Below are 19,369 nucleotides of genomic sequence, written 5' to 3'. Positions count from 1 at the left end.
CAACTGACTCGTTAGTCATTAGTATAAATATTTGAGTTGGTAAAGTCAATTAGGGGATGGTGTAAGAATGAAAGGTTTAGTCAATTTTGTCTTGAAGAATAAATTAGCAGTATGGTTGCTAACAATTATCATTGTTGTTTCTGGTATATATTCAAGTACACAAATGAAAACGGAGACGCTGCCAGATATTTCAATTCCTTACTTAATGGTAATGGGCGTCTATCCGGGAGCTACTCCAGAGCAAGTGATGAAAGATGTTTCCATTCCATTAGAGAAAGCGGTAGACAATCTTGAACATGTGAAAGCCGTTTTTTCAAATTCCTATTCTAATATGTCAAGTATTCAAGTGGAATACGAATATGGCATAGACATGGATGAGGCGAAGCGTGCATTAACATCCGCACTAGATACAGTGGCTTTACCAGAAGGAGCACAAGCCCCAACGATTACAGCAATTAGCATGAACATGATGCCGGTTGTCGCACTAAGTGTAAGTAGTCAGACAGAGGATATTGTTGAATTAACGTCAACGGTAGAGGAAATACTACTACCTAAAATCGAGAAAATCAATGGCATTGCATCTGCAGCGATTACAGGTCAGCATATTGAAGAAGTACAACTGACGTATAACGATAAAAAAATGGCTGAACTGGGCATTACGCCAGATACAGTTAAGCAAATGATCCAAGCAAGTGATCTAGCTGTGTCACTGGGTCTTTACGAGTTTGAAGAAGGCGAGCAAGCTGTTTCAGTAGATGGCAAGTTCATGACAGCTGATGAATTAAAGGGAATGCTTATTCCTGTAACGCCATCTGCAACAAACTCAACACCATTTGTGAAGCTTAGCGATATTGCTACAATTGAGTTCGTAGGTAGAGTACAGTCGGTTTCACGTACAAACGGTGAAAATGCCATTGCCATTCAAATTATCAAAGGGCAACAAGCAAACACGGTTGATGTTGTTAACGCTGTGAAGAAGTTAATTAAAGAAGAACAAAAAACAATTGACGGTTTAGTCATCGATGTATCACTTGACCAAGGTGCGCCAATTGAAGCATCGGTTTCAACGATGATTGAAAAGGCGTTATTTGGTGGTATGATCGCCATTTTAATCATTCTTCTTTTCCTGCGTGATTTTAAATCAACAATTATTTCAATCATTTCTATTCCAGTTTCGATTTTCATGGCTTTACTGTTATTGAACTGGATGGAGATTACGTTAAATATCATGACGCTTGGTGCGATTACGGTTGCCATCGGACGTGTAATCGATGACTCGATTGTCGTAGTTGAAAATATTTATCGTCGTCTACATTTAAAAACTGAAAAATTATCAGGTCGGGCGCTTGTACGTGAAGCGACAATTGAAATGTTCAAACCAATCATGTCTTCAACATTAGTGACAGTTGCAGTATTTGCGCCACTTATTTTCGTGGGTGGTATGGTCGGTGAGCTATTCATGCCATTTGCATTAACAATGACGTTTGCGCTTGTTGCTTCGTTACTAGTAGCGATTACAATTGTGCCTGCATTATCTCACTTCTTATTTAAGAAGAAGTTATACAGTGAGAAGACAGAAAGCCGCCATAAAGAGGTTGGTAAATTAGCTTTATGGTACAAAGGTGTTCTGGGCTGGACATTAAACCATAAAGTCATTACTTCACTTATCGCTGTTTTACTATTAGCGGGTAGTGTGGCATTAACGCCATTAATTGGATTTAGCTTTATGGGTAGTGAAGAAGAAAAAGTGATGTACTTAACGTATACGCCGGAAACAGGCGAGCTAATGGAAGATACGTTAGAAAATATTGAAGTTGTAGAACAAGAGCTATTAAAACATGATGATATTGATATTGTTCAATTATCTGTTACTGAGACCGGGGATGCAATGTCTGCGATGATGGGCGGAGGATCAGGTGGCGCTTTGATGTACCTAATCTTTGACCCGAATATGAAGAACTTTGCGGAAGCTCGCACGGAAATTGAAGATTATGTGTTCAACATTGGTCAAACAGGCGAATGGAAGAGCCAAAACTTCACTTCAATGTCAATGTCTACGGATGGAGTTAGCTACACATTCTACAGTGAAAATTTAGATAAACTAAATGAAGCTGTAAAAATGGTAGAAGGCGTTATGAATGAAAACAAGCGCTTAGAAGATGTTTCTTCAAGTGCAAAAGATGCTTACGTTGAATACAAATTCAAAGTAGAGCAAGATGAATTACTGCAGTATGGATTAACAACGGGGCAAATCGTCATGATGCTGAACCCGATGCGAACAAACGATGTATTAACAACGGTTGAAAAAGATAAAAATACATTAGAAGTGATTGTACAGCAAGAAGAAGCTGTACAACCAAAATCAATCGATGATCTTTTAGCGACAGAAGTGCCGACAGCACTCGGTACGACAATGAAACTTTCTGAGCTTGTAACAGTTGAGAAAGGGACAACGCTAAATGCACTTGCTCGAAGCCAAGGCGAATATTTCGCAACGGTGTCAGGCACAATCATTGATACGGATATTTCAAAAGCAACATCAGAAGTAGATAAAGCAATTGATAAATTAGATTTACCTAAAGGTGTTACGGTGGGCACTGCGGGGGTAGCTGCAGATATGACGGAAACATTTACACAACTAATTGTGGCAATGCTTGCGGCAATCGCAATCGTCTACTTCATCCTGGTTGTAACGTTCCGTGAGGGTGTCGCACCATTTGCGATTCTCGTCTCGTTACCATTTGCAGTCATTGGTTCATTTGTTGGTTTATTAATCGCGGGTGAAACAATCTCTGTGTCTGTCATGATGGGTCTATTAATGTTAATCGGTATCGTTGTCACGAACGCGATTGTACTTGTAGACCGTATTATTCGTATGGAACGCGCGGGTTTGAACATGCGTGAAGCGGTACTTGAAGCGGGTGTAACGCGTTTACGTCCAATCCTCATGACTGCGATTGCTACAATCGGTGCATTAATTCCATTAGCAATTGGATCAGGTGGCGGTGGCGGTTTGATCTCCAAAGGTCTTGGTATTACCGTAATCGGTGGATTAATCAGTTCAACGTTGTTGACATTGATTGTCGTACCAATCGCTTATGAACTATTATCCAAGCTCTTCAAGAAAAATCGTAAAGAAATAGAAGAAGACTAATTATCTATCTAACAAAAACGACCTCATCTATTTATAGATGAGGTCGTTTTTGTTAATGGATGCCACTCATATTATGCAAAAACAAAATAAGTACAATGAAAGTAAGCTAAGTTTATGAAGTGATCACTGAAAAGTCTATGCGTAATCAAAATGGCATAGGAGTTTCCGTTTACAATCATTTTTCACTCACTTCATGATATAGGTGGCGATGATCCCAAAGATAATGCCGGTTATTATAGTTGCACCAAATACTAGTACTCGCTTCAATTCTCCATCCCTTCAATTAGTTAGTACTTAAAGTTTATTGATGAGGTATGAAACATATTCAGTGAAAAAATAGACAAGCAACAATTTTTTAGATGAAGCGGAAATTTGCGCATGCGGTTTTACAGTTTTCCTTGATACTTCCTTTTATAATGGGCTAGCGCAAGCAGAGGAAATATATATTTATAGCTATGGTAATGAATGTAGAAACCGCCACCCATTGCTTGCCCAACCGGATATGAAAGTGTCCAATCGTCTTTATTATGAGCCTCTAGTAAATAAGAAATTCCTGCATTAATTTCTGGTGTTGCTTTATCTGAAACCGCAATAAGTGCATCAAGTGCCCATGCTGTTTGAGCTAAATTGCTGGAGCCTAGAGGGATATATTTAGAAGCGCGATCACTCTTACAAGATTCTCCCCATCCACCGTCAGGATTTTGAATGGCAAGCAACCATTTCACGGATTTTTGGATAAATGGGCTTTCCGGGCTTACACTTGACGCCATGAAACCGGTAATTGCCGCCCAAGTACCGTAAATATAACAAATTCCCCATCGACCATACCAAGAACCATCCTTTTCTTGATGATGAACAAGCCAATTTAAGCCACGTTTAAGAACATCATGATTTTTCGGTAAGTTGGTGTATCCCCCCAGAAATTCAAGTGTTCTTCCCGTTAAATCGGCAGTACTTGGATCCAACAATAAAAACTTCCCGCCTTCAATTGGGAGTAAATTTATTAATTCATTATCTACATTTTTTTCAAATGCGGGCCATCCGCCATCCCTATTTTGCATCGAAAGCACCCAAGTAATGCCTTTTTCCCAAACATTATGAGTGCGGGTATCATTCTCGACAAGTTGTGAAATGCCTCTTAGCGAAGCCGTAGAGTCATCTATATCAGGATTCTTCGTATTTATAGCCGAAAAACCCCATCCCCCTGGTAAGACACCAGGATTATGAATCGCCCAATCACCATATTTAGTCTGTTGTTGTCCTAATAAGTATTCGTTTGCCTTCTTTATTAATGGATCAGTGGAAGGTACCCCCGCTTTTTGAAGCGAAAAGCTAATTAAGGACGTATTCCAGACCGTTGCAGTTGTAAATTGCATATGGGGATGACCATGAATCGTGCATTTCATCGCTTTCAATCCTTTAACAGCCTGTAATATGAGTGGATCGTTGTTGGCATGACCAAGAGAAAGCAGGGCGAATATCATCAGAAACGTAGAACTGAAATAACTGTACAGAGTTCCATCTGGCTCAATGCGATCGAGCATATATTGTTTTGTTTGATTGACGGCTAAAGGATGGATAGTTTGAGAAAATCTTAACAAACTTTTAAGATCATGTTCAATCAACGAAAAAAAATCTTGAAGTTCTTGGATATCAAGAAAGTCATCTGTTGCCCCTGAAAGGGTAAGATCAGATAGATTAGGGCTTCTAGTTGTCGTTTTGACATATTTCTTATTTGCCAAGATCATAATCGGAGCAAAATTAACTCTTCCATATACGGAAATATCATAGAAATTAATAGGGAAGTGAAGAGGTAAAAGGATAATTTCAATTGGTATTGGGAAAGACGGAGGCCATGGATATTGGCCAGTTATTGCTAAAATGATTTTGGTGAGCATTTGGGATTTCTCAAGACCACCATTTTCCAAAATAAACTTTTTTGCCGCAAGCAATCTGTAGTCATCTTTGCTGACATAGCCTGAATACAAAAGTGAGTAATAGGCCTCAGTGGTAGCAGATACGTTCCCATCACCTTCATCAAAAAAAAGTTTCCATGCGCCATTTGCTTCTTGCTTACTTAAAATTCTTTCGGTTAACCCACGAATTAAGTTTTCATCATTTATTTCCAGAGACCTTAACAAAATTATCATGTACGCATCGGTTGAAACACCCGTTTCAAAGGGGTAATTCCATGAGCCATCGGGTGTTTGATCAATTTTTAGCTGTTGGACTAATTGGCTAATCAATTGTTCTATACGATCTGTCAAAGTCTCACCATCTCCTTATTAAATGTTATTCTTTCATATATATATATATATCCCTATTCATAATCCTATATGAATAATGATTTCTAATAGGGAAGTGACTAGTGCTTAATTTTTTTAGAAAAATTGGGGGAAAACAACAAGTTACAAAAGTTTACTTTTAATTAAAGCAGATTTAAAGAATTATGAAACTGTTTCTATTGTGGAAGAACAACAGTTGTCTTGGGGAGATCAGCAACTTCTTCAAGTGATTCGGCTAAAAACGAAACAGTTGAATGTAAAAAAATATAACGAGAACAAAAGCTTACCTCGACTTTTATATTTTTCGCCCTGAAATACACTGGGCATTCCTTGGTCATATGGTTTCGAGAAATGGTGGATGGAATATGACGAACTTAAAAGGAGAGTTCCTTTCTAGACTAATGGAAGAACAATCAAAACAAGGATATTCCTCTTTTTTGGAACGAGGGAACTGGCTAATCTTCCAGGATGCATATCCTCAGTTTTTACTGTATGAAGAAAGTCTATTTCAAAGTCGAAATTTGTTTTATTTACTACCTTACTTAAACGTCTCTACATTTATGGAGGTGATCTGGAATCACTTTTGGGAGGACAGTGATTCCTACATCCTTACGATTGCGCTTATTATTGATGAACAAAGCTATTTGGAAAGCAGAATCGTGCAAAATTCACTTTATAAGCAGAAAATTTTTCAGACGTTCGAGTTTGTGCTTCAAGATCTTTTTTCATTCAATGAAATACTGTTTCCGTACATTGAGAATGGCGATTCAGCAGAGAAGGCGTCTCTTACGGGGCTAACGCTCCATCAATTTGGATCTGTACACGAGCGAATACTGCTTTGAAAGAATTTATATCGATTACTCTTTCATGAGGAGGACTTATTGAAGAAAGTTTATCGCTGGGCAACTACCCATCCACATACTGGTTCACGAAAGGACTATTGGCCGGATGTTTTTAATGATGTCCACGGTGGGGTACCAGGTTTAGCTTTGATGAGAAGGCTAAAGTCTTGCCAGTTGAGGAAAGGCGCGCTCAGATTGTATAGCCCGAGGCTTGAGTATGTGTGGGGTAATATTAGTCAACCATCTGCGGAACCTGGGGATTGGTTCGAGCATTGGCGGATTATCAATTATCTACAAAAAGAAATAACCCCGATTAATGGAAAGGTGATGGGTGAATACTGTGAAACACTTGGGAAATCGAGCTCGCTACGATTGCCAAAACGGCAATCTTCACGTAATAGAATCTTGTATTTGCCATCTATATTATTTGCTTCATTGTTGGGAACTTATTTAGATTTGTATTTTGTGGCAAAACAATTTTATGAGTTCCCCATCCGCCCTTTTCCAGATGTATTTCTGATTAATATTGTATTTACACTCGTCATACTTCCGATAGGAATGGGGCTATTTCTTTATTTGGTAGATAAAATGCCAAATTGGAGTCGGCTTGTTTTCACATTGTTTCTTAGTGCTCTAGTGCCATTCATCGAGAAAAAGGCAGTGCATTTAGGATACTTCCATCATGAGGAACAATGGAACTTTATCTTTTCTTTTTTTGGCTATTTCTTGTTTCTTTTGTTGATTTGGAAGATATTTAAATGGGGAAAAACCAATATTGAGTAATACGGAGTAGAAAAAATAGCTGGGCAATGAAATAACTACAAGCAGACGGAAACGATTTCATTTTGTTGTAAAAGTATATAGATTCTTGAATAATATACTGTAGATTCTTTTATTGAACGGTGTAGAGATTGTTGAAGAAACATTTACTGGGGGAGACCAAGGCAAGGAGTTAGTTGCGAGAGGAAGTGACATTGAAGCCTTTTGAAACACTTTTCAAGCGATAGGGAACACAGGGCTATTCTTGGATGAAAGAAGTCAATCCAGCATCCAAACGATCATTGGTTGTTGGCTTCAAGCGGGTGGCAACTCGACCATAGGGATTGACATGGAGATTGAAATCCGTGGGTCAGAGAATACATGTTACAGTTACTTTCATTTTCAAAATAACTACCGGGCTATGCAGACACTACAATTGCCTTTTACTAATTAGAATACCAGGCATGTAAGTGAATGTGTGGTACCTTTTCTGTGTTTGCAAGGATGTGTGAATGGCTAGTTATTTCATGTGAACTAAAATTACCCATTCAAAATCAAATAGAACTCGTCTACAAACTGAATTTCTATCATATAATCAAAAAACGTTATGTGTCTGAGGATTCTAAAAAGATGGAGGCGAATTTAGTGGAGGCTTTTGTAAATGGTCTAAATGGTATTTTATGGAGTGCGCCAGTCATCTATATTTTACTTGCAGTTGGTTTGTTTTTTTCTATATTGACACGCTTTTTGCAGGTGAGACACATTAAAGAGATGGTCAGATTGATGTTTAAGGGGAAAAGCTCAAAAGCAGGTATTTCTTCTTTTCAGGCGTTATCTATTGCACTTTCCGGGCGGGTTGGGACTGGGAATATCGCGGGTGTGGCAACGGCAATTTATTACGGAGGACCAGGTGCTGTATTTTGGATGTGGGCAATTGCTTTTATTGGTGCCTCAAGTGCATTTGTTGAATCAACACTAGCACAAATTTATAAAGTGAAACAAGATGGACAATATCGAGGTGGTCCAGCTTATTTTATTGAGAAAGGGATAGGCTGGAAGTGGTTTGGAACTCTATTTGCAATTGCAGCTCTAATTGCGATGGCGGTCCTGATGCCAGGTGTCCAATCCAATTCGATTGCCGTTGGGATGAATAACGCATTTAGTATTCCTCAATGGGGAACAGGGCTGATAATTGTAGCTATATTAGGTTTCATCATTTTAGGCGGAGTCAAGCGTATTGCGAACGTTGCACAAATTATCGTTCCGTTCATGGCGATAGGATACATGTTGGTTGCACTCGTAATCATCGCAATGAATATCACCCTCTTACCTGAAGTCTTTACGTTGATTTTTAAAAGTGCATTTGCAATGGATTCGGCTTTTGGCGGTATTATTGGTATGGCGATTATGTGGGGCGTGAAGAGGGGAATATTTTCGAACGAAGCAGGGCAGGGAACTGGAGCTCATGCGGCCGCGGCGGCAGAAGTATCCCATCCTGTCAAACAAGGTTTAGTTCAGTCATTTTCCGTCTACATTGACACATTGTTCGTCTGTTCAGCGACAGCATTTATGATCTTGTTTACGGGGATGTATAACACTCAAGCGGAGGATGGAACATATATCGTCAATAACATCCCTGGTGTAGAACAGGGTCCAGGATTTACACAGGCAGCAGTTGACAGTGCCCTTCCTGGTTTTGGAGCAGGCTTTGTAGCCATTGCACTCTTTTTCTTCGCATTTACAACAATCATGGCTTACTATTATATTGCAGAAACGAACATAGCATATTTAATCCGAAAAAAGAATACTAAAACGGCAATGTTTATTTTAAAAATCGTTATTTTAATAATGACGTTTTATGGAACAATCAGAACCGCGGACTTGGCCTGGGCACTTGGAGATGCAGGGTTGGGTATTATGGTATGGCTGAACGTAATTGCAATCTTACTATTGACCAAACCGGCGATGCTTGCCTTAAAAGATTATGAAAGTCAGAAGAAATTGGGGCTAGATCCTGTTTTTGATCCCAAGAAGCTTGGCATTAAAAATGCTGATTTTTGGGAGAATGACTTTAAGCAAGATTCAGATGATCGTTTATGATACTAGGCTTAACATCAAAGTCTGTTCTTAGTATATAAAAGTACACAAAAGTGAAAAGTAACTGATTCTAGAAATATAGTGAAATCAGCCATGTATGTAAATGGCTGATTATTTTTTTGTGCATTTATACTTTATGGAAGAATTGTTCCTCTTCAAATCTTGCGGTCAGTCTTATTATTTGTGAATTAATTCGGATGAATCGGTTGTGCTAAAATAGGTCAATAGCTAATTTTGTACGATTGCATGTAATCAAGAGGAAACTGATTATTCGCGATATAAATGGAGGGAAAAGCGTGAGGTTGAATCAATTTATAAGTTCATCGGGACTTTGTTCCAGACGGAAGGTCGATGCGTTGATTAAAGAGGGAAAAGTGACTGTGAATGGAAATACTATTTCACTAGGGCATGTGATTAGTGAAGGAGACAGGGTGGAAGTGGATGGGCTTCTTATAGAAGCGAAAGAAAATGAAATATATCTTATGCTCAATAAACCGCCGGGTATAACGTGTACGGCAGCAAGCCATATTGAAGGGAATATTATCGATTTCGTCAATTATCCGGAGCGGATTTTCCCTGTAGGACGGCTAGATAAGCAATCTGAAGGATTAATTCTGTTGACGAATGATGGTAGCATTGTCAATGAGCTTTTACTGGAAGAAAATAATCATGAAAAAGACTATATTGTTACGGTGGATAAAAAAATTACGGCGGTTTTTATAGAGGAAATGGCTAGTGGGGTGGAAATTTATAACCCTAGAAAAAAGGGGAAAGTATTAACGAAGCCGTGTAAAGTTATTCAAATAGATGACAATTGTTTTAAAATTACCTTGTCACAAGGGTTGAACAGGCAAATTAGAAGAATGTGCAGACGGTTTCAATTTACTGTAACTCGTTTACAACGGGTTAGGATCAAAGAACTACCGCTTGGTGCGTTAGCTCTTGGTCAATGGCGACAATTAACGGAAGAAGAAATAGCTGGGTTGAAATTCTATAAATGAGTCTGGAGCAGATAGCTGAAAAGTTACGGGAGTGTAACAAATCCTTTTGGACATACTACAATTTGAACTAAAAAATTGATGTGATGTCTAAACGGAGGTGAAAGAAATAATGCCGAAAAACAAAGAGGCCAATAGTAATAGTAATAACGATAAAGGGAAGAAAGCGACAAGTGTAACGCCTCAAGGTTATGGAGATACCGAATTTGCTGAAGAGCCAAAGAGCAAACTGGAAGAAGCAGCTAAAAAGAAAAACACGAAATAGACTTTCGGTGCTTAACTCATTGGAATAAATAAAGTGAAATGCCCTGCCTTGAAACAAGAGCCAGGGCATTTTGCATTTTTACTTAAAGGGATTTTTCAACAATTCTGGTCCATCCAGATTCTCCAATGAAATTGAATTCACTCCAGTTCTGAATTTCATATGTAGGAATTGCAGTAGTTGAGTTTTTCTTTTGTTGCGGATTGAACCAGCAAGTATCGATTCCGAAGTTATTTCCGCCTTGAATATCTGAAGAAAGTGAATCTCCTATCATTAGAACACGAGACTTGCTTGTTAGTTGCAATTTATTGAAGGTATACTCGAATATCTCTGTCTGGGGTTTCTGGTAACCTGCCTCTTCAGATGTAATGATAGCTTCGAATGAGTTTTTTAACACGGATCCATCTATTCGGGCCAACTGAACATCTTTAAATCCGTTAGTCAATATTGCCAATTTGCAACCCTTTAGGCTGGCAAGCATTTCGGTCACACCGTTAATGAGATGGACTTCTTTACCCAAGTTTTCAAGATAAGTTTGCCCAAATACATCGGCATCCATATCGAGATTGTGATGCATGAACAATCGCTTAAACCTTTCCGTTTTCAACTCCTTCAATGAAATACGCCCTTGTTCTAAATCATCCCACAGTACCTTACTGATTGTTTTGTAACTAGCCCTGTAGTCCTTCAGCCCATTCGAAAAGCCATGTGCCTCGAATGTATAAGCGAACGCACGTTTTTCCGTCTCGCTAAAATCAAACAACGTATCGTCTAAATCAAATAAAAATACATCATATATCACAAAAATCTCATCCTTTACAAGCAGTAATTATTTATTGTGATGCCAGTATAACATGATTTACACTTTTAATTCCCACATAGAACTGTTTGTAGAAAGTAAAAAGTGCGCCTGCATAAGGAGTACTTCTGCAGACGCACTTTTTTAGATTTTCGGGAAAAACTTTCTGGCAGCAATAAATAACCAAGTACATACTATGAAAGGGAACGTTAGCGCAGGAAGCCCTAGTGGATTGAGAAGGAACTCTAATCCTGCGGTAACCGGAACAGTCAAAGTGGCGGCTATTATCCCAGTCAACGGCGTTTTTTCTGGTTTATTATCAAATACAAGACTGACGGCTATAATTGTCAATACGGCGTTGTAATTATACAAACCTAAATTCAAAGATTGTGCATCTACACCCATAAAATAGGCAGCTAGCCAGGATACAAAAGTACCAATAATTGCATAAACTCCGAATCGCCATCCTGCCAAGAAAAGTCCGACAAGAATGAGCGAGCCTGTCAAAAGAGAGTCAATAATGAACACTTCGCCGATTCCTTTTATCAATCCAACAAATAAAGTCGGTGTCCCATCGGTTTGCAAATTCCAACGCGCGGGAGAGCTTATGACAAAACCTGGATCCATGTGAAGTACATCGGAGCGGTAAGTAACAAGTAGCCCAATCCACGTAATAAAAACGAATGGAACCGTTAGTATAGGGATTCCCCATTTAGCAATCCATTTAGTTAGAATCACCATTGATAAAGCGGCAATTGCAGCGGCAACCAGTGCAACCAGCCAGCGATTTCCTCCGGTTAAAAAAAGAATTGCGGCCATACCACTTAGTACAGAATTGAAACTGTAGATTCCAGCACGAATCAGCGAACGACCACCACCGCAATACTGCGCGGTAAGCGTTCCAACTATTGAAGAAAGAAAAGCCATTAGACCAAGAAATGGGGAATTTAGCGTGATACCCATTAGTATAAGAAACCCTGAAAAAGCATTATCAACTAGAATAACTTGAGAAAACCCCTTTAATGACGACGAAATAAGAAATATGAACTTATTTAGATGAGTGGGTTTAGCATGAATTTGCTGCATTTGGACATCTCCTGTGTATTATTTGCGTTTGTGAGATCAGAACTAGTAGTCCAAAGAACGCGGAAATAAGCGGAATAAAGTACCCTATTGATACTATTTAAGTATAGTACCATAAAAAAGGCTTTACTTATACAAAATAAAGTGTAAAATATTATTTTGTAAATAAAAGATCATTTAGGAGTGACTTATGAAATTATCAGAGAAAAATGTATTAATTGCCACAGCAATATTGTTTGTAATTGTCGCGGCCTTGTTGAACCTTGGCAACAAAGAAATAGCTGAGAACTTCGTGAATCTGCCTAGTACAGAAATCGCTTCCTCAACTTATAAAGTCAATGATGGAAAACTGGCTTTGGAATTTGGAAAATCGACTAACGAATTACTATTCTTATCGAATATCGTTATTCGATAAGAATAGTAATTCGTTTAGTGTAGAGCATTTATTACAGAATGATTATTTACTAGCTGAAGCTAATATTCCCGAATCAACTAATGGAGAAATAGTAAGCATTGTATTAGGAGATACTAGCTTAGCAAGGAATTATAGATTTATTACAAAATTATTGAAAATAGTGCCATCACGATTAAGATAAAGGTTGAACGCATTCAAGAGCTTTTAGGTGCAATATCCATGTTTTCATTATAAGATTGAAAAACCTATGACTGATTGTCTCCGAATATGGAGCAATCAGTTTTTGATTGTCCGAATATAGGGCTTTAAATGTGATTCCTTAAAATTAGGATAATTGTCAACTCTTATTAGTAATTGAACCAATTGATTGTTTGTATACATTTTTCCTGAATATAGTGTCATACTTAAGAATAGACCAAATTTACGGAAGGAAGGCATGCTTAATGGGACATAAATCAACCATAAATGCGGCAATGCGATGTGGGCTTGAAATTACGGCTAACGCACGCAAAGAACTCATGAAATGGTCCAAGGATGAGCACGCCTTTTTTTCGATGCAGGTTGCCTTCGATGTACATATTGAAAAACGTCCAACTAATAAACAAGGAAATATGTCATTTTCATTGTTCTTCGATAATGGTTCGAATGAAGTCTTAGCTAAACGTTTAGACGACAGAGTAGCCGTAATGGAATGTGTTTATCAAAATGATGGTTTTCTAGCAACTGGTTTTCACGTAAGGGGACGCAGGGAGCCTGTACAGACGAATAGACGTCTTCCTGTACGGTTAAAGTTTCTTGTAGGCCGTAGCACTGGCGTTGCGATGCCTATCGATTTATATACAAGTATCCGGGAATTGCCGGTTGCACAAGAACGCTCTGAGTATGTGAAGAAGAGAATTGCCAGCTGGGAAGGTTATTTACGTATACAAGAAAGCAATGCGGATGTCGCAGATTTGACTGCGGCTTTTTCAATGGCCAGTTTTAATGAAGATTTCAGTAAACTAAGTCTCGTTTGCAGTGGATTAAAAGGAAATGAATGGAATGCAATTAAGGGTTTTAGTGTCAAGATGAAAGGGCTTCAAAATGATATTGGTAGTGTTGTAAATACGAATAGGTCTAAGAACATTGTTGAAATTGAACTGAGTCGAAATTATAAAGAGATGGCAAGGCGGAATGAATGGCAGCCTAAATCTTTTAAGGAAGTCGTGTTCAGTAACTTTGCCGAACTTAGCCAAGTAAAAAGACTAAGGAAAGGTTTTAAGGATCTTCAAGACGGCCTTGCAGCAAATGCGAACTTAGAGAAGGTTCTATTTGAGGAGCGGCCCGTTGTACGCATTTCGAAAAAAAAGCAAAAACTTGTATTTCATAACGAGTTAAATGAGTTCCAACAAGAAGCTGTAACTGGAGCAATGACATCAAATGATCTGTACGTGATTCAGGGGCCACCAGGGACTGGAAAGACGACGGTTATTTCAGAGATATGTCACCAAAATGTCAAGGCAGGGTTGCGTACACTTGTCGCCTCACAAGCAAATCTAGCAGTGGACAATGCACTCGGCAGATTGTTAGCGCATCAAGATATTCGGATTTTACGTTATGGTCGAACAGAAAGCATTGAAGAAGAAGGAAAAAAGTTTATTGAAGAAAATGTTGCATTGAACTGGAAAAACGTAACGTTAGATGCTGTGAATACTCAACTTTGGGGAAATTCAGTAAAAGAAGCGCAACTTCATGAAGAATTAGAAAGTTGTAAAATACGATTGGGAAAACTTCAACTTGAATTGCTGTCATTAGATGAAAAAGTAAAGCAAAAAGAAGAGGCAGAAGCGCAACATCTCGTCCTTGCTAGTGAAATAATGAAGCTCAGTAAAAAGGCAGTAATTTATAAAAAAGAACGTGGAGAATTAGTGGAAAAGGAGGCTGCATTAAACCAACTAGCCGATGCATTAATCGTTGAAATCAATCGACTTGAGCAAATTATACAAGTACAAAACTTAAGTCCAGAGACAATTGATAAAATGGAGAAAATAGAACCTCAATTAGAGAAAATGCGTAATTACATAAGCTTTCGTCAAACAATACAAATGATTGGCGAGACAGAAAATGCTATTGCCATTATTGGCAAAGAACTTGTATTAAAAAGTAATAAAATCGATACTATTTATGGGTTTGTGAAACAGTTAGATTCAATAACTAAAATTGATTTATTAAAAAACCGGTTAGAGTTTTTCGGAATTGTGCCGACATTCAATATGAATTGGAAAATGACCGAACTAAATAAGGTAATTGATTCAATTAAATCCGACACATCTAGCGATGAATACAGTGATTGGCAAGAATTACAAAACCGACTTTTAGCCGCTATTGAGATGATAGAACGTTTGTTGAAAGAGCATGGATTTCTTCCAAATGCAGTTAAAAGAACTGTGAATCAAAAGTATAGTTCAGTTAAAGATATTCATGGGCTGATTGATCGTGTTGGAAAGTTTTTAATTAATCCTTCGACTAAAAGTAGTCTTGCAACGAGAAATTATTCGGCACAAAAATATGACAATCTCGATAAAATAGCCATCGCTTTGGAAATGTTACGTGAAAGAAAGAATTATGTGCAGACACAGCGTGGAAACTTGGAAAAACAAAATCAAATCAGGTTGGATGCCAAAAAAATGTTTGCTGATATTAAAACAGAAATAATCAATCACACACATCGATTCATAACAGAAATAGAACAGGAAAGAAGCGCAATGCAGCGCAATGCAGAGAGTCACCAAATAACCCTAAATGACCTCCGGCGAACAGCTGAAAAACTTCAAAAAGAGATAGAAACTGTCGATGAAACAGTATCACTCAGTGAAGTGAAAATACAATTGCAGCAAAAAGAACAGGTATATGCCGATTATATAGATAAGAAGGCCACGCTTAATCAATATACCTATCAATTGGAAAATAAAAACAGCGATGTAAACGTAAATGCTCAAAAATTAGAGAACAATAGAGCTACGCTTCAAGCAATAAGCGAAAAAATTGATTTGGTAAATGAAGAGCGTCATGAACAGGAAGGACTACTAGCGCCACTGGTTGAATTATTGGACCAGAATCCCGAAGAACAGCGTCTCCAATTGCAAACTTCTATCACGGCTTTATTGGAAAGTATGAAGAAACTTAAAATCGACAAAGAGCGTTTACCTATCAGTCATTCACTCCAACAAGAGTGGAGGACACTGCTCACAGAAGCGAATGATTATGATCTTGACGAAATTCGGAAAATGTATGTGCAGCATGCGAATGTCATCGGGACAACTTGCGTCGCGTCTGCGAGACGAGATTTCATGGAGGAGTATCCGACATTCGATGTGGTCATTATCGATGAGGTTTCTAAAGCAACCCCTCCCGAATTGTTACTGCCAATGTTAAAAGGGAAAAAGATTATTTTAGTTGGGGATCATCATCAATTACCGCCACTAATGGGGCAAGATACACTAGAGGAATTGCTTGAGGAAAGTGACAATAATGAAGAAAAGAAAGAACTAGAAAAACTGTTGAAAGAATCATTATTTGAACGTCTTTTTAGAACATTGCCAAAGCAAAACAAAACGATGCTTGCCATCCAGTATCGTATGCATGAAAGTATTATGGAAACAATTACGCCTTTTTACAAAGAAGGAAATTACGGTCTTCAGTGTGGTTTAACGGACTCTGATTCTGTTCGTGACCACTTGATTGAATCCCGCTATGTGAAAAGAAATGATCATCTTCTTTGGTTTGATATGCCGAATGAACCGAAGTATTTCGAGGAGAAGGTTAAAGGGGGAACAAGTCGCTTTAACCAAGCTGAATTGACGATGATTAAAAACCTCTTGATGGATTTAGATAAGGCAACTGAAAATGCGAAGAATGCTGGAAGAATGAAGCAGGAAGACAAAAAAAGTGTTGGTATAATAAGCTTTTATGGTGAACAGGTAAAAAGGGTAGACCGGTTGATCCAGCAAGAACTACTGCCACATCATTTACATTGCAGAACGGGATCAGTGGACAAGTTTCAAGGCATGGAAATGGACGTCATTATTTTAAGTTTCGTTCGGAATCACCAGGATAAGGGTGGTGACATCGGATTCGCGAAGGACTACAGGCGTCTAAATGTTGCTTTGTCACGGGCACGTGAGTTGCTCATAATTGTGGGAAGTTCGGGTATGTTCACGATAAGGACAAAACATCCAAGTTCAAGGGAAATGTACGGACGTCTTTTAGAAAGCGTCAAACTGAAAAATGGATTTAGGAATCTTGAAGGAACTGTTAAAGTATGATTAATAGGGGGATTCCTGTGTATGAATGACTTAAAGGGACGGTTAACAAAAGAACTTCAACAGGATTTTAATGTAAAAATAAAGGGCTCTCTGACATGGAGTTTACCTGTTAATTCTGTCGAGATTGTCTACCAAACCGTTATGCGAACGAAAGTGGATATTCTTATGAAAATGATGTTGATTGCTTTTGGAAAAGCCGATATTGCAACTGCTGAAGAGTTGAGTGAAATTCTTCTCGTCGAACAGCTCTTTATCAATGAATTAATTGATAAAATGACTCGAACAGGTGTAATCGAAAAAAGAGAAGGGTTTTACTCTTTGACAGACGTTGGGGTCCGGCAGTTTAAAACAGGTATTTTTGTCCATGAACCAGAAATTGGCTCTAGACAAGCGCTTTACAGTCCATGCCATCAAACTTTTCTGAATGGAGAAATAAAGAATATTACGTATGAAGAGAATGAACTTTACCGATTTAAAAGTGAAATTGATGATTGGTCTATAGCAACGCTTGAGGATTCGGTTCTACTAGATGCGCTTATAACGATGGGCGTTGAATCAGGTGAAGGAAACGTTCAGATTGTTGTGTCCGAAATTGTATCTGCTTCAGACATAGAAGTCGATTTGATTCCTTGCATCGAATTTCATCTCTATAACGAGGCAGAGGATTTACTCTATGCAAGGGTGTGGAATACGCTGTCAGAACACTGGGATGAAATGCTAGAAGCACAATTGAATGAAAAAGAACGGAAAAAGTGGCGGGATATGTATTTGTCATGACCATTTAAGATGCTTTTAGATATATTGGAGTTAAGAATCCAATTAAATTTGCTACGGTACCTATGCCTAGTCAATAATAGGTATGCATTTCTGCACATACCAAGAAATCAAAGTTAAAACGGGAGACTCCTTTACTTGAGGGGTCTCCCGTTTTTAATTAAGCAAACTATTTGCATAAGTGCTAGATACGTACTCTGAAATTGTTCATATGTAAGTGGATAGAATTAAAAACTTTGGCTACAGTTATTTTGCAAACAGATTAAAACTATTTGCGAAAAAAGTTATGTAGGGATGAAGAAAATAAAAGTATTGGTGAAATTTTCTATGTTGAAGTTGCCGAAGCGCGTATCATATGATTCTTTAATCTAGCCCTAATGGTGGAACTTTCCAGTGTCCTAAAAATGGTAGGTTCTTTTTTCTTTGAATGTGAATGAATAGCACAACTACTTACTTGAATTTAGAATAATCTCCGTAATATAGTCCATCGTGATTTCCGAAGCCTTTTCGACATCATGAGTTGTCCGGTTATTTAAAAAGTTAGTGAGCATACCTTGCCAAATTAGAATCGTCATCTCGTTGACCTTATCAATGTCAGCATTATCGATGAAACCCTCATTTGACGCAATTTCCAAAATGGACCGACCCCTTTTTGAGACACTCCGTTCAAATAAAATGACTTTTAGTTCTTCTGGAAAATTAATCAGATCACTTGGGTAAATCTCGTAGTAATCTGCCAAGAGTTTTTCAGGATGATTACCTAAATCCTTGATAAATACGGCATGAAAGATTTGCGGCTGTTGAAAAGAGTGCTTACAAAAGCATTCCCAAGAGAGTATGTATTTTTCTAATGGATTTTTACCTTTTTCGATAGCGCTCCCCACATCATCCGTATACGTTTTCAAGAACTTCATGGAAGCGAAAAATATCAAATGTGAAATCTCCGTAAAATAATTGTAAATCGTTGCACTGTTATAGCCCGCCCGATCGGCTACTTTTCGGATTGTGACATTTTCAATTCCTTCTTCTTCAATTATTTCCGCTGTCGCATCAACAAAGTATTTCCACATCCGGCTTCTTTGAATCTTCTTATTCCCCATCTAATAACACCCCTATAATCTATATACTAGCAAAGTTTTGACAAGAGTATGCCCATTATACATTATCTACTAAAAAAAAAGCTGTTATTTAGATTGTTCTATGTTTTTGGATGTGTTAATATAATCAATATAAATAAATAATCATGATTATTTATATGAGTCTGGTTTAAAACTACTCATGGATATAAGTATGTGTTTATCCCACATGAACAAACAGTTTTATCCATATAACATAAATTGGGGGTGTCAAAGAGATTATGTAGAAATGTGACGACCCTTAAATGCTAGATAGGTTGAACTAACGATCGACGAGGGGGGTGGAAACCCGCACTCATTGAAGTTATCAGTAAACAAAGAGGTATGATTTGAGGGATGAGAGATAGACTAGCAAATGATTACCATTTTAACTACCATTATTTTTAAACTGAAAGCGTTACCAATTTGAAGAAATAGCTACAAATCAGGGGTTTTTAACAATTAGAACTAAAAAAGGGGAT

At 38.1% G+C, this 19,369-nt stretch carries 12 protein-coding genes and 1 pseudogene; 9 read left to right on the top strand and 4 right to left on the bottom strand.

The features are described from left to right. Nucleotides 1-67 precede the first annotated feature (67 nt). On the top strand, nucleotides 68-3,154 hold the full coding sequence (locus I2483_RS03295; protein WP_207173929.1) for an efflux RND transporter permease subunit: 3,087 nt from the start codon (nucleotides 68-70) through the stop codon (nucleotides 3,152-3,154). 386 nt (nucleotides 3,155-3,540) lie between these two features. Here the strand turns inward: I2483_RS03295 and shc are convergent, their stop codons facing one another. After that, nucleotides 3,541-5,421, bottom strand: coding sequence for a squalene--hopene cyclase (shc, locus tag I2483_RS03290; protein ID WP_207173928.1), 1,881 nt, complete (start codon nucleotides 5,419-5,421; stop codon nucleotides 3,541-3,543). A gap of 284 nt (nucleotides 5,422-5,705) precedes the next feature. On the opposite strand from shc, the pseudogene I2483_RS19620 reads away from it, so the two are divergent. From I2483_RS19620 to sspL, 5 genes and pseudogenes are all read left to right on the top strand, one after another. After that, a pseudogene (locus tag I2483_RS19620) lies at nucleotides 5,706-6,515 on the top strand (DUF2515 family protein); the annotation flags it as partial. Between the two features lie 93 nt (nucleotides 6,516-6,608). Beyond that, entirely contained in the window at nucleotides 6,609-7,064 is a 456-nt protein-coding gene (locus I2483_RS19615) for a CBO0543 family protein (protein WP_346267692.1), read from the top strand. A gap of 621 nt (nucleotides 7,065-7,685) precedes the next feature. Further along, nucleotides 7,686-9,140 (top strand): amino acid carrier protein, encoded by a 1,455-nt coding sequence (locus I2483_RS03275; RefSeq protein WP_207173927.1) that lies wholly within the window; start codon nucleotides 7,686-7,688, stop codon nucleotides 9,138-9,140. Between the two features lie 293 nt (nucleotides 9,141-9,433). After that, nucleotides 9,434-10,138 (top strand): pseudouridine synthase, encoded by a 705-nt coding sequence (locus I2483_RS03270; RefSeq protein ID WP_207173926.1) that lies wholly within the window; start codon nucleotides 9,434-9,436, stop codon nucleotides 10,136-10,138. A 109-nt stretch (nucleotides 10,139-10,247) separates the two neighbouring features. Then, on the top strand, nucleotides 10,248-10,400 hold the full coding sequence (gene sspL, locus I2483_RS03265) for a small, acid-soluble spore protein L (protein WP_207173925.1): 153 nt from the start codon (nucleotides 10,248-10,250) through the stop codon (nucleotides 10,398-10,400). Between the two features lie 82 nt (nucleotides 10,401-10,482). Here the strand turns inward: sspL and I2483_RS03260 are convergent, their stop codons facing one another. Beyond that, on the bottom strand, nucleotides 10,483-11,199 hold the full coding sequence (locus I2483_RS03260; protein ID WP_207173924.1) for a YjjG family noncanonical pyrimidine nucleotidase: 717 nt from the start codon (nucleotides 11,197-11,199) through the stop codon (nucleotides 10,483-10,485). A gap of 141 nt (nucleotides 11,200-11,340) precedes the next feature. Beyond that, nucleotides 11,341-12,282 carry an urea transporter gene (locus tag I2483_RS03255; RefSeq protein ID WP_207173923.1) on the bottom strand — a complete coding sequence of 314 codons (942 nt, stop codon included), beginning with the start codon at nucleotides 12,280-12,282 and terminating at the stop codon, nucleotides 11,341-11,343. 187 nt (nucleotides 12,283-12,469) lie between these two features. Here I2483_RS03255 and I2483_RS03250 point away from each other — a divergent pair, with 187 nt between their 5' ends. The 3 genes from I2483_RS03250 to I2483_RS03240 all read left to right on the top strand — a co-directional run bounded on the left by I2483_RS03250 (nucleotide 12,470) and on the right by I2483_RS03240 (nucleotide 17,775). Next, entirely contained in the window at nucleotides 12,470-12,694 is a 225-nt protein-coding gene (locus I2483_RS03250; protein WP_207173922.1) for a hypothetical protein, read from the top strand. Nucleotides 12,695-13,137: 443 nt separating this feature from the next. Next, nucleotides 13,138-16,998, top strand: coding sequence for a DEAD/DEAH box helicase (locus tag I2483_RS03245; protein ID WP_207173921.1), 3,861 nt, complete (start codon nucleotides 13,138-13,140; stop codon nucleotides 16,996-16,998). A 21-nt stretch (nucleotides 16,999-17,019) separates the two neighbouring features. Then, complete coding sequence (locus tag I2483_RS03240; protein ID WP_207173920.1) at nucleotides 17,020-17,775, top strand: hypothetical protein; 756 nt, start codon at nucleotides 17,020-17,022, stop codon at nucleotides 17,773-17,775. Nucleotides 17,776-18,218: 443 nt separating this feature from the next. Here the strand turns inward: I2483_RS03240 and I2483_RS03235 are convergent, their stop codons facing one another. After that, nucleotides 18,219-18,872 carry a TetR/AcrR family transcriptional regulator gene (locus I2483_RS03235; protein ID WP_207173919.1) on the bottom strand — a complete coding sequence of 218 codons (654 nt, stop codon included), beginning with the start codon at nucleotides 18,870-18,872 and terminating at the stop codon, nucleotides 18,219-18,221. Between the last annotated feature and the right edge of the window lie 497 nt (nucleotides 18,873-19,369).

Source organism: Sporosarcina sp. E16_3, assembly GCF_017347125.1.
Taxonomy (GTDB): Bacteria; Bacillota; Bacilli; order Bacillales_A; family Planococcaceae; genus Sporosarcina.
This window is presented reverse-complemented; position numbering and strand designations above follow the sequence as displayed.

Excerpts from the sequence above, each read along its gene's own strand:
- I2483_RS03295 (WP_207173929.1), top strand. The coding sequence starts at position 68 with ATGAAAGGTTTAGTCAATTTTGTCTTGAAGAATAAATTAGCAGTATGG.
- I2483_RS19615 (WP_346267692.1), top strand. The coding sequence starts at position 6,609 with ATGGGTGAATACTGTGAAACACTTGGGAAATCGAGCTCGCTACGATTG.
- sspL (WP_207173925.1), top strand. The coding sequence starts at position 10,248 with ATGCCGAAAAACAAAGAGGCCAATAGTAATAGTAATAACGATAAAGGG.
- I2483_RS03255 (WP_207173923.1), bottom strand. The coding sequence starts at position 12,282 with ATGCAGCAAATTCATGCTAAACCCACTCATCTAAATAAGTTCATATTT.
- I2483_RS03250 (WP_207173922.1), top strand. The coding sequence starts at position 12,470 with ATGAAATTATCAGAGAAAAATGTATTAATTGCCACAGCAATATTGTTT.
- I2483_RS03245 (WP_207173921.1), top strand. The coding sequence starts at position 13,138 with ATGGGACATAAATCAACCATAAATGCGGCAATGCGATGTGGGCTTGAA.
- I2483_RS03240 (WP_207173920.1), top strand. The coding sequence starts at position 17,020 with ATGAATGACTTAAAGGGACGGTTAACAAAAGAACTTCAACAGGATTTT.
- I2483_RS03235 (WP_207173919.1), bottom strand. The coding sequence starts at position 18,872 with ATGGGGAATAAGAAGATTCAAAGAAGCCGGATGTGGAAATACTTTGTT.